This window comes from Streptomyces thermoalcalitolerans, assembly GCF_039525155.1.
Lineage (GTDB): Bacteria > Actinomycetota > Actinomycetes > Streptomycetales > Streptomycetaceae > Streptomyces > Streptomyces thermovulgaris.
Window position 1 is genome coordinate 40,454 of record NZ_BAAAHG010000002.1, and the last position, 20,360, is coordinate 60,813.

Sequence of the window (20,360 nt, forward strand, 5' to 3'; positions counted from 1 at the left end):
CCTTGTCGGACTCAGTGCGCGGAGTCGGCGAGGTGCTGCGTGCCGATCCGCTTGCGGAACACCCAGTAGGTCCACCCCTGGTAGAGCAGGACAACCGGCAGGGCGACCACCGAGAGCCAGGTCATGATCTTCAGGGTGTAGGGGCTGGAGGAGGCGTTGGTGACCGTCAGGCTCCAGTCCGCATTGAGCGTGGACGGCATGACGTTCGGGAAGAGCGTCAGGAAGAGCATCGCCACAGCCGCCACGATGGTGACACCGGACAGCGTGAACGACCATCCCTCGCGTCCCGCCCGGTTCGCCACCAGGGCGGCGACCAGCGCGGCGACCGCGGCGACCAGCGCGACCAGGCTCGTGCCGTCACCGCTGTCGGCCTGGGTCCACAGCAGGAAGACCAGAGCCAGGACGGCCGTGACCAGTCCCACGCGCTGCGCCAGCTGCCGTGCACGCTCCCGGATGTCACCGACGGTCTTGAGCGCCGCGAACACCGCGCCGTGGAAGGTGAAGAGCGTCAGCGTGACCAGACCGCCCAGCAGGGCGTACGGGTTGAGCAGGTCCCCCAGGCCTCCCACGTACTCGAAGTTGGAGTCGATCTTCACTCCGCGCACGATGTTCCCGAACGCCACGCCCCAGAGGAAGGCGGGGACGAGCGAGGTCCAGAAGATCGCCGCATCCCAGTTGCGCTGCCAGCGCTCCTCCGGCCGCTTCGACCGGTACTCGAAGGCGACCCCCCGGATGATCAGACAGATCAGGATGGCCAGCAGCGGCACATAGAAGCCGGAGAAGAGCGTGGCGTACCACTCGGGGAAGGCGGCGAAGGTGGCGCCACCGGCCGTGAGCAGCCACACCTCGTTGCCGTCCCAGACGGGGCCGATGGTGTTGATCAGCACTCGCTTCTCGGCACGGTCACGGGCGAGCAGCCGGGTGAGGATCCCGATGCCGAAGTCGAAGCCCTCCAGGAAGAAGTAGCCGATCCACAGGACGGCGATCAGAACGAACCAGACAGTGTGCAGTTCCATGGCGGTACGGCTCCCTCGGCCTAGTACGAGAAGGCCATCGGCTTGTCGGCGTCACGGAGATCGCCGCCGATCTTCTTGGGCGGAGTGAGGTCGGCCTCGGTGAGCTCGGGCGGTCCCGCCTTGACGTACTTGGCGAGCAGCTTGACCTCGATGACGGCCAGGGCGGCGTACACCAGGGTGAAGATGCTCATCGAGGCGATGACCTCGGCCTGGGACACGCCCGGGGAGACCGCGTGCCGGGTCTGCATCAGGCCGTAGACGACCCAGGGCTGCCGGCCCATCTCGGTGAAGAGCCATCCCCAGGAGTTGGCGATCAGCGGGAACGCCATCGTCCAGACCCCCAGGAGCCAGTACATCCGGGTGGGCTTCGCTCCGAGCGGCTTCCTCAGCAGCACCAGATGCGGCACCTCGTCCTCTCCGGTGCGCAGGGCGGCCGGCAGAAGGAACTTCTTCCGGGTGAGCCAGAGCCCCAGCAGGGCGATCGAGAAGGACGCCATGCCGAAGCCGATCATCCACCGGAAGCTCCAGTAGGCGACGGGGACGACGGGCCGGTAGTCACCGGGACCGAACTGCTTCTGCAGGGCCTCGTTGGTGTCGTTGATGCCGGGCACGGGCGAGTCGAAGTCGCCGTGGGCGAGGAAGGACAGCAGCCCGGGGACCTCCAGTGCGACCTTGTTGTGCCCCTTGTCGACGTCCCCGTACGCGAAGACCGAGAAGGGCGCCGGGCTCTCGGTGTCCCACAGCGCTTCGGCGGCGGCCATCTTCATGGGCTGCTGCTGGTACATGACCTTGCCGAGGACGTCTCCGCTGATCGCGGTGAGCAGGCCCGCGACCGCCATGGTGACCAGGCCGAGCCGGAGCGAGGTCCGCATGACGGAGATGTGCTTCTTGCGCATGAGGTGGTAGGCGGCGATGCCCACCATGAAGGCGCCACCGGTCAGGAAGGCCGCAGAGAAGGTGTGGAAGACCTGGCTGAGCGTGGTGTTCTGGGTGAGCACCAGCCAGAAGTCGGTGAGCTCGGCCCGGCCCTTCTCCTCGTTGATCCGGTAGCCGACGGGGTGCTGCATCCAGGAGTTGGCCGCGAGGATGAAGTAGGCCGACACCAGCGTGCCGAACGCGACCATCCAGATGCAGGCCAGGTGGATCTTCCTGGGCAGCTTGTCCCAGCCGAAGATCCACAGGCCGATGAACGTGGACTCGAAGAAGAAAGCGATCAGCGCCTCGAAGGCGAGCGGTGCACCGAAGACGTCTCCGACGAAGCGGGAGTAGTCCGACCAGTTCATGCCGAACTGGAACTCCTGCACGATTCCGGTGACCACACCCATGGCGATGTTGATCAGGAAAAGCTTGCCCCAGAACTTGGTGGCCCTGAGGTACTTCTCCTTCTCCGTCCGCACCCAGGCGGTCTGCAGTCCAGCCGTCAGGGCAGCCAGAGAGATCGTCAGGGGGACGAACAGGAAGTGGTAGACGGTCGTGATGCCGAATTGCCAGCGCGCCAGTGTCTCCGGCGCCAGAGCCAGGTCCACGTCGTCACTCTCCTTACGTCACCGCGGCGGTGGTGACGGTTTGCCCCGATGTGACCTGCACAACAAGGCCATAATGGACGTACTTGTGAAAGCGTTCACATTCACAAGCAATTATGACGCACGTGCCTTCGAGGCTCGAGAGGGGGGTCCCCCCTGATGTCAACCCCTTGAACAAGACATGTCCGCCGACAGCAGACGGGGCGGGCCCGGGACCCGCCCGGTGCCCGCCCCGGCCGCGCCGGCCGCGTCGCTCAGAGCTCCTTGCGGAACTCCTCCGCCGCCTTCAGGAAGATGTCGTTCGCCTCGGTCTCTCCGATGGTCACCCGCACGCCCTCGCCCGGGAACGGCCGGATCACCACGCCCGCCCGCTCACACGCCTCGGCGAAGTCGACCGTACGCTCCCCCAGCCGCAGCCACACGAAGTTGGCCTGCGTCTCGGGCACCGTCCAGCCCTGCGCGCGCAGCCCGTCGACCACCCGCGTGCGCTCGCGCACCAGCGCACCGACCCGCTCCAGCAGTGCGTCCTCGGCCCGCAGCGAGGCGACCGCCGCCTCCTGCGCCAGCTGGCTCACACCGAACGGCACCGCCGTCTTGCGCAGCGCCGCCGCCACCGGCTCATGGGCGATCGCGAAGCCGACCCGCAGCCCGGCCAGGCCGTACGCCTTGGAGAACGTGCGCAGCACACAGACGTTCGGCCGGTCGCGGTAGAGCTCCACACCGTCCGGCACCTCGGGGTCGTGGATGAACTCGCGGTAGGCCTCGTCCAGGACCACCAGCACGTCGGAGGGCACCCGGTCGAGGAAGCGCTCCAGCTCGGCCCGCCGCACCACCGTGCCGGTCGGGTTGTTCGGATTGCAGACGAAGACCAGGCGGGTGCGGTCGGTGATCGCGTCCGCCATCGCGTCCAGGTCGTGCACCTCGTCCGAGGTCAGCGGCACCTGTACGGAGGCCGCCCCGCTGATCTGCGTGATGATCGGGTACGCCTCGAAGGACCGCCAGGCGTAGACGACCTCGTCGCCGGGGCCGCTGGTGGACTGGAGCAGCTGCTGGGCGACACCGACGGAGCCGGTGCCGGTGGCCAGATGGGAGGCCGGTACGTCGAAACGCCGGGACAGCTCGTCGATCAGGGCCGTGCACGCCATGTCCGGGTAGCGGTTGAAGGAGGAAGCGGCGGCCGTCACCGCCTCCATCACCCCCGGCAGCGGCGGATAGGGGTTCTCATTGGAGGACAGCTTGTACGCCACCGGGCCGCCGGCCGCGGCGGGCTTTCCCGGCTTGTAGGTGGGGATACCCTCCAGCTCGGCGCGCAGCTTCGGGCTCGTCTTGCTCACCGCAGTCCTCCTCGTGACCACCACCGGCTTTCAATACTGCACACCTTATGAGGATTGGATGCCGCTGCGAATGGGTCGGACAGCATCACCTGTGCATCGGTTGTGTGGCGATACCGACCTCATGAGTCACACCGGCCTCAGGCGCATCACCGCACCCGGGCCTGTCCCCCGAGGGGGCGCGTCAAGATATATCCATGCGCCGGTGGCTTGCGCCGTGGCGCGCATCCCTCGTGAAGGTGAGTTGAGACCTCTTCGAGACCTTGGGAGCTCAACAGGTTCATACGGGCCGCCGTGCCAGGTCCTGGCATCACTTCTCTCAACTGACATGTTTTCAAAGAAATTCGAGCACGGATGACCATGCAGAAACGTGCCTGTCAACAACTGCATATGCGTCCGCACTACCCCGCCGCGTGAGCCCTACTATCGGCTCGCCATGACAGCAGCAGGGAAGCACCAGGTGAGCCGCGCGGAAACCTCACGCCGAGGCGGTCGGTCGGGCCGGGCGGGCATCAGAGACGTGGCCGCCGCCGCCGGAGTCTCCATCACGACCGTCTCCGACGCCCTCAACGGCAAGGGCCGGCTCCCCGACGCCACCCGACGCCATGTCCGCGAGGTCGCCGACCGACTGGGATACCGCCCCTCGGCCGCGGCCCGCACCCTCCGTACCGGCAAGTCGGGCCTCATCGGTCTGACGGTGACGACCTACGGGGATGAACCTTTCACCTTCACCGAGTTCGCGTACTTCGCCGAGATGGCCCGGGCCGCCACCTCGGCCGCGCTCGCCCGCGGCTACGCCCTCGTCATCCTGCCCGCGACCTCGCGCCACGACGTGTGGTCGAACGTCGCCCTGGACGGCACGGTCGTCATCGACCCCTCCGACCAGGACCCGGTCGTCAGCGAACTGGTCCGTCAGGGCTTACCCGTGGTCAGCGACGGCCGCCCGGCCGGCACGCTCCCCGTCACCGCCTGGGTCGACAACGATCACGAAGCCGCCGTCCTCGGCATCCTCGACCACCTCGCCGAGGCCGGCGCCCGCCGCATCGGCCTGCTCACCGGCACCACCACGGACACCTACACCCACCTGTCGACGACCGCCTACCTGAACTGGTGCGAGCGCGTCGGCCAGGACCCGGTCTACGAGGCCTACCCCGCCCACGACCCGTGCGCGGGCGCCGTCGCCGCCGACCGGCTGCTGGCCCGCCCCGACCGGCCCGACGCCGTCTACGGGCTGTTCGACCCCAACGGCACCGACCTGCTCGCCGCCGCCCGCCGCTACGGCCTGCGCGTCCCCGAGGACCTGCTGCTGGTGTGCTGCAGCGAGTCCACCGTGTACGCCAGCACGGATCCGCCCATCACCACGCTCTCCCTGAAGCCGCGCCGGATCGGCACGGCGGTCGTCCAGCTCCTCATCGACGCGATCGAGGGCGTCGAGTCGGAGCGCCCGGTCCAGCAGGTCATACCGACCGAACTGATCGTGCGCACCTCGTCCCAGCGACGCCCGCAGCGCCGCACGATCAGCCCGCCCCGCGCCTCGGACGGGCACTAGCGTTCCGGCAGGCAACGCCTGCCGGAGCACGGGAGCAGAGCGGCTGCGGGACCATCGCAGGCCGGTCATTCAGGGCGAAAGCCGCGGTGAACCGGAGTCTTGCTCCGATTCACCACCCCTGGGTCATCACATGGCGCGATCCGCATTCCTATGATGGGCCCACGACACCGCAGGCCGCTGCGACCAGGCAGTCCGGAGCGGTGCAGGTGCGGCGCGATGGTGGAGGGGTCGATGACGCAGGGGGCCGGTCAGGGACCCGAGGTGGAGCGCACGGCGACGCTGCGCGACTTCCGGGTACCCGCGTACGTCCACGGGACCGGTCCGTACGCCCACAGCACGCCTCTCAGCGAGGCGGCCCGGAGAGGCTACTCCGACGCGTACACACCCACCGAGCGCGACCTGCCGGTCATCAACCGGGGAGACACGGTTCAGGTGGGCGTCGCCCCCGCGGCCGCCGCACAGCCCGGCAGCGGCCCGGGTCCCCTGTATGTCGTCGGTGACGTGCACGGCTACCTCGACCAGCTGGTGGCCGCCCTCCAGGAGAAGGGGCTCATCGACTCCGCCGGTCACTGGTGCGCGGGCACCACGCGGCTGTGGTTCCTCGGCGACTTCACCGACCGCGGACCGGACGGCGTCGGTGTCATCGACCTCGTGATGCGGCTGTCCGCCGAGGCCGCCGCCGCCGGCGGCTACTGCAAGGCCCTCATGGGCAACCACGAGCTGCTGCTGCTCGGCGCCAAGCGGTTCGGCGACACCCCCGTCAACTCCGGTGCGGGCACCGCCACCTTCCAGGCGGCCTGGCTGCTCAACGGCGGCCAGAAGACCGACATGGAGCGCCTCCAGGACCACCACCTGCAGTGGATGGCCCGCCTGGACGCGGTCACGGAGGTCGACGGCTATCTGCTCGTGCACTCCGACACCACCGCCTATCTCGACTACGGCACCTCGATCGAGGAGGTCAACGACAACGTCCGCGAAACGCTCACGCGCAACAACGTGGACGAGGTCTGGGACCTGTTCCGCAAGTTCACCAAGCGCTTCTCCTTCCGCGACGAGGGCGGCGCCGACGCCGTACGCTCCCTGCTTCATACGTACGGCGGCACCCGTATCGTTCACGGCCACAGCCCCATCCCTTATCTGCTGGGTCATGTGGGCTCCGAGGACGACGAGGGCGCGGGGCCGGTCGTGGAAGGACCGCATGTCTACGCCGACGGACTCGCCATCGCGATGGACGGCGGCGTGACCATGGCCGGAAAGCTGCTGGTCCAGCAACTTCCCCTGGAAAACTGACTGTTCACCGGCAGCTTTCGCCGGGGCGCCCGCGCGAATCGGCGCCCAATTTGTGCAAACCCCCTGTCATCGCGCGCTGTCACGGCTCTACCATCGGCTTATCCGTAGCAGGCTCCCCTCCGTTTCTGCCCGACGGCTCGCCGCTGTGCGAGCCCCAAGCCCTACGGAGCATCGGGGGATGCACATGAACAGCGTTCCGCAGCACCTGCTGGATGAGGACCGTCTGGAATACGAGCGGGTCCTCGACGCGGCGCTGCGCTCCGCCCCGTACCGTCCGGAACTGACCGCTGTCGGACAACGGCTCGATCCGGAACAGCTGCGCGCCCTGGCGCTGGGTGCCACCGCTCTGATCACGGCCGCCGCGGCGGCCGAATACCGTCACTACGTCAAAATCCGCGAGGAACTGCGCCGTTCGGCATCGGCGTCTCTGTCCCCCACCGGCCGGTCCGGCTCCGCCGAGCCGGACGGAACCGGACTGACCGCCACCATGGAGGGGGTCGTCGAGTCCACCGGAGCGGGCGTGGGCGCCGTCATCACCGTGCTCACTCCCGTCCTGGCCGGAGTGGCCGCCGTTCTCTTCCTGCTCATCGGGTACATCCTGAAGATGCTCGACCCGGAGCAGACCTTCGCCCAGACCATGATCACCACGGGCTGGGTGTTCGGTGCCATCACCGCGGTGGCGATTCTCGTGGCCACCGCCGGACTGCTGCTCACCGCACTGCGCAACCGTCCCTCACCGGAGCCCGGTTCCCACGGCGAACTGGCCGAGGAACTCGCCCAGGCGAGAGAGGCCTGGCACAAGACCCTGCTCGAGCGGGGCATCCTGCCGTTCCTGCGCGACGCGCTCGCCGATGCCGGCGCCGCCGAGCCGGCCCGTACCGACTCGGCGGCGCCGTCCGGCCGCATCCCGCAACTCGGCTATGACCGCCCCGGTTTCAGCAGTCCCCAGGACGGAGTCCCCAGCCCCCGCCCGAGCTTCTCCAGTCCCGACTTCTCCCGTCCCGACTTCACCAGCCCGGACTTCGGAGGCCCGGAACACCAGCCGGAATGACCAGGACCCTCACCCCGAGGGCCCCGGCGCACCCCGTCCCGTACACGACGGGACCTCAGTCCACGACCGGCAGATACACCTTGTTGCCGGAGGCCGCGAACTCCTTCGCCTTCTGTGCCATGCCCTCCTCGATCTCCGCCGTGCTGAGGCCGTGTTCACGGCGGATGTCCCTCTACGGAACACCGGCGCGCCGGTCCCGAGGAGCCGATCCCTCCGACGTCCATGGGAGCGCGGCAGGTGGCCGGGGAGACTGGTTTCCACGGGGGCGTCAACGCGTACAAGGCCCCCGTGTGGCATCTTCGGCGCAGCGGCGACGGCGGCCTGTTCGACACCTACGCCGAGAGCTTCGACGCGGTGTGGTCCACGGCGACGCCCGTATGGCACGAGGGGTGACCATGACACGGACCGAGTACTACGACGACCCGAACGCGCCCGAGCCGAACAGCATGGTTGTCGCGGCTTCGGCGGTCGTCACCGACGAACAGGGACGCATCCTGCTCCAGCGCCGGCGCGACAACGGTCTGTGGGCCCTCCCCGGCGGGGGCATGGACCTCACCGACTCTCTCCCCGGCGCGGCCGTCCGCGAGGTCAAGGAAGAGACCGGCTTGGACGTGGAGATCACGGGGCTGGTCGGCACGTACACCGACCCGAGGCACATCATCGCCTACCCGGACGGTGAGGTGCGCCGACAGTTCAACGTCTGCTTCACCGCGCGCATCGTCGGCGGGAAACTGACGATCTCCGACGAGTCGACGGAGCTGCGGTTCGTTTCCCCGGAGGACCTGGATCGGCTTCCGGTGCACCACACGCAGCGACTCAGGCTCCGCCACTTCCTGGAGCGCCGCGAGCAGCCCTATCTCGGCTGACCCCACGGCAGCTGTCCGGCCCGCCGCACCATGTGCCGGTGGGCGCAGCGGTGTCGAAAGCTCACCGCGGAGAACAGCGGAAGCTGACCGACGGCTTCCCCTGAATGCCGTCGGTCAGCTTCGTTTGCGCAGGTCAGTCAGCCAAGGGCAGGTACACCTGGTTGCCGGAGGCCGCGAACTCCTTCGCCTTCTGTGCCATGCCCTCCTCGATCTCCGCCGTGCTGAGGCCGTGTTCACGGCGGATGTCCTGGGAGATCTTCATCGAGTAGAGCATCACCAAAAGCACCATATGCGCTACGGTCGCCCCAGCAGCCCAGACATGGACCAAGGAGGAACGCCGTGGGCAAGCGCGAAGACGTGATCAGCAAGCTGCGAGGCGCACCGGAGGGACTGCCGTCCGTCGAGGAGGTACGCGCCATGCTGGCCGCCGATCCCAACTTGAAGTGCGTTGTCTGCTATGCGCGGATCTCGTTTGACGGCCGGGTGAAGGACGCCCACGGCGTCGAGGACCAGCACCGGGACATGACGGAGACCGCTAGGAGGTTCGGGTGGCTGATCGTCTACCGCTACACGGATAACGACAAGAGCGCCAGCAAGGAAAACGTCGTTCGCGACGACTTCGAGCAGTTACTTGTCGACCTGACGGCAGGTGTGACGCCGGAGGGGTACCCGATCCACGGCGTTATGGCCGTGAACGACGACCGTCTGTACCGGCGCCCAAGCGACTGGGAGCGATACCTGAAGGCGTTCACCTCACATGAGGGGCGCGTCTACCACGACTCGAACGGCATTCAGGACCTCTATGCCGAAGGGTTCGAGATCAAGGGACTTGTGGGAGTCGCCATGTCCCTCAGTGAGACCAGGAAGAAGCAGCGGAGGAGCCGTAACAGTCATCGCAGCCGGGCGATCCGTGGGAAGTCCGTTGCAGCGTGGCGCCCCTTCGGCTGGGAGGACGACAAGGTAACGCTGCGTCAGAACGAGGCCGACGCAATCCGGAAGGCCGTGCACGACGTGATCGCCGGCGCTTCCATCTCAGAGATCACGCGGCAATGGAAGGAGGCCGGATACGTCACGAGCCGCGGGAACCCCTTCCAGTACCAGACCGTCAAGCAGATCCTGATGAACGCACGGCTCTGCGGGTATCGCGAGATCAAGGGGGAGCTTGTCCGTGATGGCGACGACCAGCCGATCGTGGGCGAGTGGGAGCCCATCATCACTCCGAAGCAGTGGTTCGCCGTCACGGCCAAGATCAGGGAACGGGGCGGCGGGACTGGAGTGCCACGCGGTGGCTTGGTCCACAAGTACCTACTGACCGGCATCCTGCGCTGCGGAAGCGTCCTGGAGGACGGCACTGTCTGCAACAACAAGATGATCGGGATCAAGGCGAACGACTGGCTCACATACGAGCACGCCTACATGTGCAAGAAGACAGTGGACGGTGGCTGCAACAAGACCTACAAGCGTGGCGACAAGACAGACAGCGTTATCGAGGAACTGGTGATCGCCAAGCTGGAACGGGACGCGGCGACCAAGGCCCAGGAAGTACCCGACTGGGACAAGGCTGATGCACTGGAACGTGCTCTGAAGAGCCGTAGGGAGCTTGAACGCCGCTGGCACGATGACGAAGACACGGACATCGACGACGAGACGTTCTTCCGCAACCTCCCCATCCTCGAGCGCCGGATCAAGGAACTGCGCGCCGACCAGAGGGCGCACGAGGCGTTGAAGGCGGAAGCCGAGGAGGCCACGGGGGACATCAGGAAGTCGTGGGAGTCGAAGACACTCACGCAGAAGCGGGAGGCGATCAAGAAGGTACTGAGTGCAGTGATCGCCGTACCTGGCGGGAAGGGCAACAAGACGTTCGATCCGAACCTGCTCAAGCCCGTGTGGCGGACCTCCGAATGAGCTGAAGTCCCAGGATCTCCCCCACACTCCGTAGTTGTTCGTCGGAGAGTGGGGGAGAGTCACGTAGCTGTCGATCAATCCATGCCTGCATTGCCGCCTGCTCTCGGTCTGTGTGGCTCGGTTTCCTCCGTGTCGCGCTCAGGCAGCATCACCACCAGCGCGGAGGGATTCGGCCGCCACTGTGCGGTTGAGGGCCATGTCCTCTGCTACTCCAGCTGCGATGAGTGCGGCGCCGGGGGTGTGGCCTGAGCCGACGTAGCGCCAGTGCCGTTCGGTGACTGCGCCGGGTATGTCGGTATGACCCACGTGATGGACGCGTTCGGCGCGGAGTGCTGCGTACGTCGTCGAGTAGGCGCGGGATTTGGTGAGGATGTGCCCCCGGTAGCCGAGGGTGTGAGTCCAGTCCCGGAGCCGGAGGGGCGCGTACTCGGGAAGTCCGCCAAGGCGCCAGCAGGTGCGCATGAGGGTGCGGACGTGTTCGCTCACGGGTGCCGACTCGATGTCGGCCCAGGCCGATAGGGCGTGGTCGAGGCCGGCGCCTGTCTCGCTCGCTCCCTTGGTGATGTACTTGGCCACGTAGGCGGCCACCGCGTCATCGTCGGGTCCGTCGCCGTTGGTACGCAGGGGCCGGGCGTCGACCTGTGCGCCCCAGCGCAAGGTCAGCTCGCCCACGGCTGGGCTGTAAGGGGTGCGGACGAAGACTCGTCGGGCGGAGGCGTACACGGCACCGATGAGCTGGTCTGGAGTGCTCCAGGCCGGGGGTTTGTCGGCGGGTCCGTTCGGGCCGTCGAGGCGGACAACGGCGTGCACGTGGACGGCCGCGCGTTTCTGGTACTCGGCGACGCGGGCGAAGGACAGCCGGGCGTGGCGGGCGAAGTGGGACTGTACGAGGCCAGCAGCGGAGGCGAGGCGCCGCCGCACGTCGATGACGAACCGGTCCCACAGCTTGGATGCGTGTGCGTGCCACAGCACGTGCGCGGCGTAGTCGTAGCAGTCGGGGCAGAGTGGTTGCCCGACGATTGCAGCGTCCGGCGCATGGACGGCGCCGCAGCCGAGGGGACGGCCGTGTTCGCAGGTTCCGCCGTCGCGGCGGGGACGACATAGCTCCCCGGCTCGATGGACCGGGCCGAAGGACGGGGCGGTGAGGGTGACGAAGAGCCGGGGGTGCGTGCGGACGGCGGTGGGGACGTTCTTGCCGCCGAGGATGCCGGCGCGGACGAGGTGGTAGGTGTCTCCCGCGTGGAGGCGGGAGCAGGCCGGGCACACGGTCGCGCGCCGGTTGCGGCAGCGGACCAGGAGGCGTTCACCAGGCTCGTGGCGGGTGTCGTAGTGGTGGAGGATTTCGCCGGTTGTGCCGTCCAGGATGGTGGTGAAACCGGAGAGATGGATGGGATGGGAGCAACCGCCGGTGGCGGTGATCTGCTCCAGCCAACGGCCGAACTTGGGATCTCGGGCGAGGCGGATGGCGTCGCGGTCTGCTTCGGAAAGCTGACGTAGGCGCGCCGCATGGTCCAGGGCGGCGCGCCGGTCAGTCGGTGTGATCTGCGGGGTGATGGTGGTGACCTTCCGGAATGGACCGCCGTAGCGGCCGGATGGGTGGTGGGCGGTGCGTCGTGAGTCATGGGAATCACCTCCGTTGTGTGGTCGGGTGGGGGTGGATCAGCGGATGGTTCCGGTGCCCCGGCAGACGCGGCAGCGCCGCTGTCGTCCGGTCCAGGTGCGGCGGGCTCCGTCGCCCTTGCAGTGGGGGCACCTCACGCGGGGCATGGGCATGCTGCTGTGTCCTTTCCGTCAGGGGTGGGAGAAGCCGTTGATCAGCCAGGTGACGAGGCCGTGGATGGTGAAGAGCACAGGGGTCTGGCCGAGGTAGAGGCCGAAAAGGCCGACGCAGACTGCTTCCCCAGGCACGCACGTCGCGGGAGCGGACGAGGAGGACGGTGATGATCCCGAAGATCACCGCGAACGTGAATGCCGTACCTTCCTTGATCACTTGGCCTCCCCTTCCAGCGCCGCAAGGGCACGGTTCAGGCTGGGCAGTTCAGGAGTGATCGCCGCGTACTTCTTCGTGATCGCCACGGCCTCTTCGGTGGGGGTGAGGTGGGAACGGGCGCGGCTCCAGCCGCCGTCCGGCCCGGTGCACACGGCCACGCCGCGTTCCTCTGCTGTGATCGACTGGGCGACGACCACGGCGTCCTTGTTCAGGTCGCCCAGGGTCATCTCAGCCGTGCTGGGGTCGTTGACGCGGTGGCAGATCCGGCCGCTGAGCTGGGCTCGCAGGGCGGTGACGCCGGGGCCCAGGTCGGAGCCGACGCGTTGGCCGGCCACAACCAGATGCATCCCCAGCGCTGCCCCGAGCTGGGCCAGCCGCAGCAGCAGCGTGGAGCACTGTTCTGCTTCCGCCTTGCTGTCGCGGGTGCCGTCCGACAGGTACAGTTCGGCGATCTCATCGATGATCACGACGACCGGCACCGGCCGTAGCTGCTTGGGAAGCTCCCAGATCGAGCGAACCCCTGCCGAACGGCAGGCGTTCATCCGGTCCTGCATGTCGACTACCAGCGCGGAGAGCACGGCGATCGCTTCCCTGCGACAGGTCGCCAGCGCGCTGAGCCGTCCTGCGAACAGGCCCAGCTCCATGCCGCCTTTGCAGTCGATGCCGACCAGGGCCACCGGCTGCCCAGCAAGCTGGGTGATCAGCCGGGCCAGCAACGTGGACTTGCCCGAGCGGGTGGCTCCGGCAATCAGCCAGTGCGGCACAAGCCGCAGGTTCATCACCCACGCCCCGCCGGACTCCAGCACACCGATCAGCGCGGAGAGGAGCTCGGCCGGGGCCGTGGCCAAGCCGGGCCGCTCCAAAGGATCCGTGGCCGTTACCGTCAGCAGGACGAGCCCGCGTGCCGGTGAGGTGACCCGCACTGCGTGCACCTTCCACGCGTGCACGAACGCGTCCGCCGCCTTCAGATACGTCGCCGGGGTCTGACCCGCGTGCAGGCGCACGACCACGGTCAGCCCCATACGGGTGACGCGCGGAAAGGAGATCCGCGGAGCCACCGGCCGCAGCGAATCGCCCTTCACCACCAGGTCCCCGAGCAACCCGCGCGGCGAGTGTCGGGAGACGGTGAGGTCATTGAGCAGGGCGACCCTGCGCCAGGTGAACACCACCCGGCACGCGGCGGCCGGGTAACCCACGAGGTACCAGTGCCAGACCGGACGGTGCCGGCGCACCAGGTCACCGACCACCAGCACCCAGGCCAGCACGGCGAGTGCAAGGGCGAACAGGAGCGATCCCATCAGGCGCCACCGCCCTTGCCGAGTGCCGCCGTCGGGCCGGGCATGGGGGTGATGGCATCGGCGCGGAAGCTGACGCCGTGCCGCTCGCCCATCGACCAGACGAACGCCGTCAGCCCGGTGACCTTGACGATCTGTCCTTCCTCGATGCCTTTGGGCTCACCGGCCACGGCGATCTCGATGACGGAGATCCGCCGTCGGTCCTGCCGCACGGTGACGGCGACGGTGTAGACCGGGTTGCCGTCCCGGTCCTTCTTCACCTCCTGTGTCTCGGGGTTGCTGATCTTCACTTCCGGCGCGATGGCGCACCGCAGTACGCCCAGCCGTGATGTGTCCACGGGAATGGACTGCATTTCTTTGGCCTCCCTGGCCAGTCGAGAACGCCAGACACATCCTGACGTCACTTGTCCTTACGAGTTATGACTATGGAGTCCTGTGCGGCGAGTGTGCAACTACTTATGCTGACGAGTGATGTCGCGCGTGCGACGTGCCTACGACCCGGAGATAAGTCGATGTCGGAGATCCAGCGCCCCGGAGCCCTCTATCAGCAGGTGGCCGCCGCGATCAGAGAAGCGATTCTCACGGGCGAGTTCGCTCCTGGCTCCCTGCTGCCGTCCGAGGCACAGCTCATGGCCCGCTACGGTGTCTCCCGCCCCACCGTCCGCAACGCGATCGCCGCACTTCGCGCCGAGGGCCTGATCGATGTACGCCACGGCAAGGGCAGCTTCGTACGCTCCAGCGGGCAGCCTGTCCTCACTGTCGAACGCCGTATCGGCCGTACCGTCGAAGGCAAGTTCGTGATGCCCAATGGCAATGTCTGGCAGGAGGCCGAGGAACCAAGCACCTACCGCACCCACACCACCAAGGACACCGGCCGACTGCTTCAACTCGATGAGGAAGAAGCATTGTTCGGCTGTGATCGGTTGCTCGTCGACCCCGACACCGGGACGCGCGCCATGCACCGCATCCTGATCCCTTTCGAAACCGCCGAGGCTGTCCCGCTGCTCGGCAAGGAGCCGTGCAAGCCTCCGGCAGCGATCTACTGGGTCCTCACCCAGGCTGGACACAAACTGTCGTGGACCGAGACGGTACGCGCCCGTATGCCGCTGCCCGACGAACGCATCGTGCTCCAGCTCCCCGACGCGACTCCGATCCTGCACCTGGCCCGTCTCACACACGGCACCGGCGACCGCCCCTTGATCCTCGAGGAGCTGCGCATCGGCGCAGACCGTGCCGAACTCGCCTACCGGATCACTGCCGACAAACAGCCCGTCTGACGCGCCCACGCCTGAGCAGTGACCGGCATCGGTCGAAACCGCCTTCACTTCCTCAAGGGCGCGCCTGCGGCGCGCCGGGTCGCCCGGCCGCCCCGGCCGGGCGTGCGGCGTGGCCGCCGGTCCCGTCCGGTCGCCGGACGCCCCACGCCGCAGCCAGCCAGAGAATCCGCGGCGTCGACCGGCCGTCGCAGGCCAGGGCATGGTGGGCTGGGGGTCGCCGACATCCGAGACTTTACGCAGCTCCCATGGGGCGAGCCTCGAAGAACAGGGGGCCCATCGGGCACAATCGCGGGCAGGTCCACTACCTGCCCGATTCGCCAGGCCAGCGTAAGGCCCCCTGTTCACTCGCCCCATGGCAGCTACTGCCCAAAGTCTCTCCGGCCGACGACGTGCCCACGTACCGCGCTCACCAGCGAAAGCATTTCTCACGCGGCACCGCCACCACCGTCGGCGAGCCCTTCCAGGAGTCCGGCGAGCCGATCCACTGCGTCCGGCCAGCCCGCCAGCCGCACGAGCCCTCGTCCGTCCTCCCCCGTCGAGGCAACCGCCCGCATAGCCGGCAGCTCGAAGCCCGCGCCCAGAAGCGCCCGGTTCAACCGGTCGGCGACCTTCCGGGCCTCCCGCCAGCCCGCCACGTAGTCGACCCCCGGCACCCACAGGCCGTGGCCGACGCCCATCACGTCGTCGAGGTCATCGCTCAGCCAGCTCTCACCCGAGCCAGTCACCTTGCCCACCTCTGCCCTGATCTAGGTAACGGGTCATCAACTCCCTTTGGCCCAGGGCAGACGAGCAGCACGACAGCCCCGGTACCATCGGCACCGGGAACCGCCGTGTTCCCAGCCGGGCCACCCTCTTCGCTTTCCAGGGCTGATGGGGTGGCCCGGTCTCGGTATGTGGTTGTCAGGCGCGGTCCCTCAGCCGGGAGGGGAGCTCCCATGACCGGAGGGACCGCGCCCGCGGCCGGAGCTGGTCAAACTCCAGCCGGTGTCCGATCCGCCGCCTGCTCCCGATCGCAAGGGAGCACATCGCAGGCGGCGGATCGGAGATCATCAGCGCGGCCTGTGCTCAGCCCCCGCCCTCCAGATCGAAGCGGCACCAAACCGTCTTGCCGCCCCCGTCCTCCGGCGTCCACCACACCGACGTGGCCAGTCGCTGAGCGATGAGCAGCCCGCGCCCGGTCTCCGGCAACACCGCCTCGGACAGCTCTCCCACCAGCCCCGGCGAGAAGGTCTCACCCACCGGGAGCAAGGGAGGCGTCGAGTCCTCATCGGCAACACCGATGAACAGCCACTTCGGCCACACCTTGAAGATCACGTCGATACGCCGGCAACCACCCGGACAAGCCAGATGCCGATCCGGCACCGCGTGGTTCACCACGTTTCCGACCAGCTCCGAAACAACCAGCCGGGCATCATCCACTACGCCACTGGCACCCGTGCCCCGAAGGAACTCAGCCGTCTGGTCCCGTGCGATGCGTGCCGCGTTTCCGCACTCGGCGAAGAGCGTCAGTGTCAGGTAATGCCCCGTGGAGGACGCATCCGGCGCCACGAACCAGTGGGCGTATGCGTCCAACTCACTCGCCAGAAGCTTGGCTTTCCCCGCATCCATCACGTTCCCTTCCGAGCCTGAGACAGCCCTCACGACACCGCTTGCCGCATGCAGGCCAGTACACGGCGAAAGGCCGCTGACCGGGAGCGTTCACCAGGGGGTTCACGTGAACATCGACAAACGCAAAGGGGGTTCACCAATGAACCCCCCAGCGAGAGCCTGCTGTGACACGATGAATACTCGCCGTCATTCTCGGGTTGGCAGGGGAGCATGAACCGAGAGCCGAACGCGCAGTTGATCGCCGTCATGGACGAGGCGAAAGTCTCGAACAAAGGCCTTGCCAAACGAATGAGAGATGCCGCAGACCAGCGAGGCATCAAGCTCGGAACGACACATGTCTCAGTGCAGCGCTGGCGAAACGGCGCCGGTATCCAGCCCCAGACCGCGGCGATCATGGCGGACGTGCTCAGCTCGAAGCTGGGCCGCCGCGTCACGCCGACTGATCTCGGGTTCTTCGACCACAGCCGGCCGACCGCCCCGGAGCCTGTGAATTACCCGAGCGCGGTCCCTGACGTTCTGTCCATGCTGGACAAACTCGCCCAAGAGCGCGCCGAGGAGGCGGTCACCGATCGACTGGTCGTAGCAGACGCCGACCTCAGCACCACTGTCCTCTCCTGGATGATCGCGCGCCCTGACGGCATCCAGGCCGACCGCCCCGCTCGTCAACGAGTCGGCATGCGAGACGTGCGTGCGATCAGGGACGCAGCGGTCACGTTCATGCAGCTCGACTTCAAGTACGGCGGAGGCCACGGCCACCGAGCCTTACGCCACTACTTCCGCCATGAGGTCCTGCCGCTGCTCAATGCCAGCTACAGCGAGAAGGTGGGCCATGCGCTGTTCAGCGCCGCCGCCGAGGTGTCCCAGTTGCTGGCGTGGACCGCGTACGACATCGGAAACCACCGACTCGCCCACCGCTACCTCACTTCCACACTGCGCCTGTCCCAGGTCATCGACGACCGCATGTTCGGCGCCCGCATCCTCGGCAACCTCAGCCACCAGGCCAACTATCTGGGCAACCACACCCAAGCCATCCAGCTCGCCCGCGCTGCCGTCGAGGGCGCCAAAGGCCGAGCCACCCCACGCGCCATGGCTAACTACTGGGCCATGGAGGCCCGAGCTCTGTCCAACGCAGGCGACCGCACCGGGGCCGGCCATGCCATGAACCAGGCCGAACGACACTTCGAGCAAGCCGACACCGCCGACGACCCCGCATGGCTGAGCTACTTCGACGAAGCCGAACTCCTGGGTGAGTTCTGCCACTGCTTCCGCGACCTGAAAATGCGCAGGGAAGCCGTCGAGCATGCACAACGCGCCGTCGACAGCACCGACCCCCAGTACGCCCGCACCCTCGGTTTCTGCCGCATGGTGCTCGCCCAGAGTCAGCTACTGAACGGCGACTTGGAAGCCGCCATCGCCACCGCAAGCCTTGCCGTGGACAGTGGCGACTCCCTCCAGTCCTCACGCTTCCAGCGTTATGTCACCGACTTCCAGGCGGAAGTCAGCAAGTACGCGTCCCATCCCGCCGTCGTCACCTTCAACGAGCAAGTCAGCGAAGCACTTGCCCGCCTGGACGACGAGGACGAGTAACAGCTACCGCGGCTGCCAATCACGCGGCGCATCATCGTCACGCAGGGCGGCGATACGCCGGCGGTACTCGTCCGCCGTCTCCTGATCCTCCTGCACGTTCTGCATGAGCCACGTCGTCATGCTGAACTCTTGGAGCCGCCGAAGCGTGTCGTATCCGTACCAGTCGTACAGGTCCCGCCCGTACGCCCGCACGAAGTCCGCGTACTGCTCATCGGTCTGCCACCCAAGGCTGTGATGCTCAACCGCCGTGACCATCAGATCCCACTCGGGGTGGTCGAAGCAGAAGGCTTCGAAGTCGATCAGGATCACTTCGTCCCGATCGTTCACCATGAGGTTCTGCACGTGAGCATCACCGTGCACCGGTCCCTTGGGCGTCTCGAACCTCAGCTCTCCGAACTGGTCGCGCAGCTCACGCCAACGCTTGCGAAGGAACACCCTGTCGTCGCCCGGGATCGCAGCTCGACTGATCCGCAGTTCTTGCTTGTCGAAAGGGTCGAACGACGGCAGCTCAAGCCCGGCCGGCAGCGTCATGGAGTGCAGGTCACGCAAGACGCTGCCCAACTCCCCATAGGTTGCCTTGCGGTCACCCTCCACGATGAGGTGCCAGAAGGTCACTGGGTGGCCCTCGACCAACAACGGCTGCTCCAGGTCGTCGATGACGCGTGCGGCCGGAAACCCTTCCGCAGCAAGCCATCGCGACACCTCTACCTCAGTGCGCGCCTTCGGCAGGTACTCTTCACCACGGGCAACGCGCACGACCACCGGGACCGAGGCCAGCCGAAACAGCGCGTTCTCCCCGAGGCGGATGAGCTCAGCGTCTCTGTCATCTAACCCAGCTACTCGGCATGCAGCACTCATCACCCGCGCAGCCCCCGCCGACGTGAACCCCTCACCCGACCGAGCAGCGTCAACCGCCATGCCCGCACCAGCTCCCCTAGTCGCGCGCGATCAACCGGCACACGACTAGAGGTGACCAACCCCGACGTGTACCAGACACGACCCCGACGGTACCTATCGCAGAGATAGCAGGGCGAGAGCGCATGCAAGGGCGATCATGATCCGCCCATCAGCACCGCCCGGTTCGCGACACCTGTCGCGAGACACCCGGCCAGCGTCGAGTGTTCAGAACTCAATGCGTCGGGTGATTGACGTGTAGCCACCTGGACTACGAGAAATAACCCAAATGGGGGATGGAGGGGTCGAACCTATGCGCGTAGACTGCTCCAGACAACTCAATAGAGGGAGGTGATGACCCATGGCAGCGCCTTGAAGAATCCCTGCATATAGCAGGGAGTTGAGCCACTGAAGGCTCAACTAATCATTTAGTTAGGTTGTGGTGCCCATGCAAACCTGAAGAGATGGACGCTGGAAATGTCTTCTTTCATGAAAAAGTTCGCTGTCGTAAGCAACATCGTCTCGTGGAGTGGCACTGTAAGTATTAGCGCCGGATTCGTTGCTCTAGCAACAGGAGCCACCGTTGTGGCTTCTCTGGGGGTCGCTGCGGCAACCTTCCCTGCTGTAGGAGCCCTCGGCCTTGGCATCGCCAGGGGTTTGGGATTGATTACTTGATACATTGATGCAGTTTATGTTCCTTGCGGAGCAGCCAGCCCCGCATTACAACACATGATCCGGAGCAGCCAGCCCCGGTCGAATAAAACCGCATAACACATCCTGGAACCTAGGCCAGGATAAGAGGGCCCCGAAGCCATCGGGGCCCTCACTTGTGTAACAACTGGGCGTAACGCAAAGGGGGCCAGTTCGAACACCATCCCCCAGCGCCATCGGAGTTACTCAGCCACCGGAACGGACATCCGATGTTCCGCCTTCACGATCTCCCTTGACTCATTCCGGACTAGCAAGCGTCAGAAGAGAACCCCACATCTCTTAAGTATTATTGATCATGCTCTCGGCAGCAAAGAGGTACCTCCAAGTTCCAAACTCTCCGGAATCTCTGACGAATCGAGCTCAGTCTTCTGCCGAGCCTCTTCTGCGGATCGCGTCCATGACGCTGCAACCGTACTGGCCACCACTGATGCTCCAGAGAGACACTAGAGCCGGGGTGAGGTCGAACC

At 66.7% G+C, this 20,360-nt stretch carries 16 protein-coding genes and 4 pseudogenes; 8 read left to right on the top strand and 12 right to left on the bottom strand.

Features of this window, described 5'->3' with window-relative positions; genetic code table 11:
* Positions 1–11 precede the first annotated feature (11 nt).
* The 3 genes from cydB to hisC form a co-directional block, all read right to left on the bottom strand.
* Positions 12–1,016: a cytochrome d ubiquinol oxidase subunit II gene (gene cydB / locus ABD224_RS01605; protein WP_344045860.1), complete on the bottom strand. Its 1,005-nt coding sequence runs from the start codon at positions 1,014–1,016 to the stop codon at positions 12–14.
* 20 nt (positions 1,017–1,036) lie between these two features.
* Complete coding sequence (locus tag ABD224_RS01610; RefSeq protein WP_344045862.1) at positions 1,037–2,542, bottom strand: cytochrome ubiquinol oxidase subunit I; 1,506 nt, start codon at positions 2,540–2,542, stop codon at positions 1,037–1,039.
* A 251-nt stretch (positions 2,543–2,793) separates the two neighbouring features.
* Positions 2,794–3,873 (bottom strand): histidinol-phosphate transaminase, encoded by a 1,080-nt coding sequence (hisC, locus tag ABD224_RS01615; protein ID WP_344045864.1) that lies wholly within the window; start codon positions 3,871–3,873, stop codon positions 2,794–2,796.
* A gap of 433 nt (positions 3,874–4,306) precedes the next feature.
* On the opposite strand from hisC, the gene ABD224_RS01620 reads away from it, so the two are divergent.
* The 3 genes from ABD224_RS01620 (at position 4,307) to ABD224_RS01630 (ending at position 7,760) form a co-directional block, all read left to right on the top strand.
* Positions 4,307–5,419, top strand: a complete 1,113-nt coding sequence (locus ABD224_RS01620) for a LacI family DNA-binding transcriptional regulator (protein WP_344045866.1) — start codon at positions 4,307–4,309, stop codon at positions 5,417–5,419.
* A 216-nt stretch (positions 5,420–5,635) separates the two neighbouring features.
* The gene (locus ABD224_RS01625; protein ID WP_425580897.1) at positions 5,636–6,709 is read left to right on the top strand and encodes a metallophosphoesterase; all 1,074 of its coding nucleotides are present in this window, start codon (positions 5,636–5,638) and stop codon (positions 6,707–6,709) included.
* A 178-nt stretch (positions 6,710–6,887) separates the two neighbouring features.
* The gene (locus tag ABD224_RS01630) at positions 6,888–7,760 is read left to right on the top strand and encodes a hypothetical protein (RefSeq protein ID WP_344045870.1); all 873 of its coding nucleotides are present in this window, start codon (positions 6,888–6,890) and stop codon (positions 7,758–7,760) included.
* Between the two features lie 55 nt (positions 7,761–7,815).
* Here ABD224_RS01630 and ABD224_RS01635 read toward each other — a convergent pair.
* Positions 7,816–7,932, bottom strand: a pseudogene (locus ABD224_RS01635) (thiamine biosynthesis protein ThiC); the annotation flags it as partial.
* Between the two features lie 92 nt (positions 7,933–8,024).
* On the opposite strand from ABD224_RS01635, the pseudogene ABD224_RS01640 reads away from it, so the two are divergent.
* Positions 8,025–8,153: pseudogene (locus ABD224_RS01640) on the top strand (XRE family transcriptional regulator); the annotation flags it as partial.
* 2 nt (positions 8,154–8,155) lie between these two features.
* Positions 8,156–8,626, top strand: a complete 471-nt coding sequence (locus ABD224_RS01645) for an NUDIX domain-containing protein (protein ID WP_344045872.1) — start codon at positions 8,156–8,158, stop codon at positions 8,624–8,626.
* A gap of 133 nt (positions 8,627–8,759) precedes the next feature.
* On the opposite strand, the pseudogene ABD224_RS01650 reads toward ABD224_RS01645, so the two are convergent.
* Positions 8,760–8,891, bottom strand: a pseudogene (locus ABD224_RS01650) (thiamine biosynthesis protein ThiC); the annotation flags it as partial.
* Positions 8,892–8,965: 74 nt separating this feature from the next.
* On the opposite strand from ABD224_RS01650, the gene ABD224_RS01655 reads away from it, so the two are divergent.
* Positions 8,966–10,531, top strand: a complete 1,566-nt coding sequence (locus tag ABD224_RS01655; protein WP_344045874.1) for a recombinase family protein — start codon at positions 8,966–8,968, stop codon at positions 10,529–10,531.
* A gap of 138 nt (positions 10,532–10,669) precedes the next feature.
* Here the strand turns inward: ABD224_RS01655 and ABD224_RS01660 are convergent, their stop codons facing one another.
* The 4 genes and pseudogenes from ABD224_RS01660 to ABD224_RS01675 all read right to left on the bottom strand — a co-directional run bounded on the left by ABD224_RS01660 (position 10,670) and on the right by ABD224_RS01675 (position 14,169).
* Positions 10,670–12,046, bottom strand: coding sequence for a replication initiator (locus ABD224_RS01660; RefSeq protein WP_344046269.1), 1,377 nt, complete (start codon positions 12,044–12,046; stop codon positions 10,670–10,672).
* A gap of 276 nt (positions 12,047–12,322) precedes the next feature.
* Positions 12,323–12,521 (bottom strand): annotated as a pseudogene (locus ABD224_RS01665) (hypothetical protein).
* On the bottom strand, positions 12,518–13,819 hold the full coding sequence (locus tag ABD224_RS01670; RefSeq protein WP_344045876.1) for an FtsK/SpoIIIE domain-containing protein: 1,302 nt from the start codon (positions 13,817–13,819) through the stop codon (positions 12,518–12,520). Before ABD224_RS01670 ends, ABD224_RS01665 begins: the two are co-directional and overlap by 4 nt.
* Positions 13,819–14,169: an SCO3933 family regulatory protein gene (locus tag ABD224_RS01675; protein WP_344045878.1), complete on the bottom strand. Its 351-nt coding sequence runs from the start codon at positions 14,167–14,169 to the stop codon at positions 13,819–13,821. Before ABD224_RS01675 ends, ABD224_RS01670 begins: the two co-directional genes overlap by 1 nt.
* Positions 14,170–14,328: 159 nt before the next feature.
* Between ABD224_RS01675 and ABD224_RS01680 the strand changes: the two genes are divergently transcribed.
* On the top strand, positions 14,329–15,093 hold the full coding sequence (locus ABD224_RS01680; protein WP_344045880.1) for a GntR family transcriptional regulator: 765 nt from the start codon (positions 14,329–14,331) through the stop codon (positions 15,091–15,093).
* A 425-nt stretch (positions 15,094–15,518) separates the two neighbouring features.
* Here the strand turns inward: ABD224_RS01680 and ABD224_RS01685 are convergent, their stop codons facing one another.
* Both ABD224_RS01685 and ABD224_RS01690 read right to left on the bottom strand, forming a co-directional pair.
* Complete coding sequence (locus ABD224_RS01685; protein WP_344045883.1) at positions 15,519–15,818, bottom strand: hypothetical protein; 300 nt, start codon at positions 15,816–15,818, stop codon at positions 15,519–15,521.
* A gap of 340 nt (positions 15,819–16,158) precedes the next feature.
* Positions 16,159–16,701: an ATP-binding protein gene (locus ABD224_RS01690; protein WP_344045885.1), complete on the bottom strand. Its 543-nt coding sequence runs from the start codon at positions 16,699–16,701 to the stop codon at positions 16,159–16,161.
* A gap of 210 nt (positions 16,702–16,911) precedes the next feature.
* On the opposite strand from ABD224_RS01690, the gene ABD224_RS01695 reads away from it, so the two are divergent.
* On the top strand, positions 16,912–18,288 hold the full coding sequence (locus tag ABD224_RS01695) for an NsdA family TPR-like regulatory protein (RefSeq protein ID WP_344045887.1): 1,377 nt from the start codon (positions 16,912–16,914) through the stop codon (positions 18,286–18,288).
* A 3-nt stretch (positions 18,289–18,291) separates the two neighbouring features.
* Here ABD224_RS01695 and ABD224_RS01700 read toward each other — a convergent pair whose 3' ends face one another.
* Positions 18,292–19,206 carry an aminoglycoside phosphotransferase family protein gene (locus tag ABD224_RS01700; RefSeq protein ID WP_344045889.1) on the bottom strand — a complete coding sequence of 305 codons (915 nt, stop codon included), beginning with the start codon at positions 19,204–19,206 and terminating at the stop codon, positions 18,292–18,294.
* Positions 19,207–20,360 lie beyond the last annotated feature (1,154 nt).

What these genes read in the sequence shown, in the direction of transcription:
- cydB (WP_344045860.1), bottom strand. Translation starts at nt 1,016, where the DNA reads ATGGAACTGCACACTGTCTGGTTCGTTCTGATCGCCGTCCTGTGGATC.
- ABD224_RS01620 (WP_344045866.1), top strand. Translation starts at nt 4,307, where the DNA reads ATGACAGCAGCAGGGAAGCACCAGGTGAGCCGCGCGGAAACCTCACGC.
- ABD224_RS01625 (WP_425580897.1), top strand. Translation starts at nt 5,636, where the DNA reads ATGGTGGAGGGGTCGATGACGCAGGGGGCCGGTCAGGGACCCGAGGTG.
- ABD224_RS01630 (WP_344045870.1), top strand. Translation starts at nt 6,888, where the DNA reads ATGCACATGAACAGCGTTCCGCAGCACCTGCTGGATGAGGACCGTCTG.
- ABD224_RS01645 (WP_344045872.1), top strand. Translation starts at nt 8,156, where the DNA reads ATGACACGGACCGAGTACTACGACGACCCGAACGCGCCCGAGCCGAAC.
- ABD224_RS01670 (WP_344045876.1), bottom strand. Translation starts at nt 13,819, where the DNA reads ATGGGATCGCTCCTGTTCGCCCTTGCACTCGCCGTGCTGGCCTGGGTG.
- ABD224_RS01675 (WP_344045878.1), bottom strand. Translation starts at nt 14,169, where the DNA reads ATGCAGTCCATTCCCGTGGACACATCACGGCTGGGCGTACTGCGGTGC.
- ABD224_RS01680 (WP_344045880.1), top strand. Translation starts at nt 14,329, where the DNA reads ATGTCGGAGATCCAGCGCCCCGGAGCCCTCTATCAGCAGGTGGCCGCC.
- ABD224_RS01690 (WP_344045885.1), bottom strand. Translation starts at nt 16,701, where the DNA reads ATGGATGCGGGGAAAGCCAAGCTTCTGGCGAGTGAGTTGGACGCATAC.
- ABD224_RS01695 (WP_344045887.1), top strand. Translation starts at nt 16,912, where the DNA reads ATGAACCGAGAGCCGAACGCGCAGTTGATCGCCGTCATGGACGAGGCG.
- ABD224_RS01700 (WP_344045889.1), bottom strand. Translation starts at nt 19,206, where the DNA reads ATGGCGGTTGACGCTGCTCGGTCGGGTGAGGGGTTCACGTCGGCGGGG.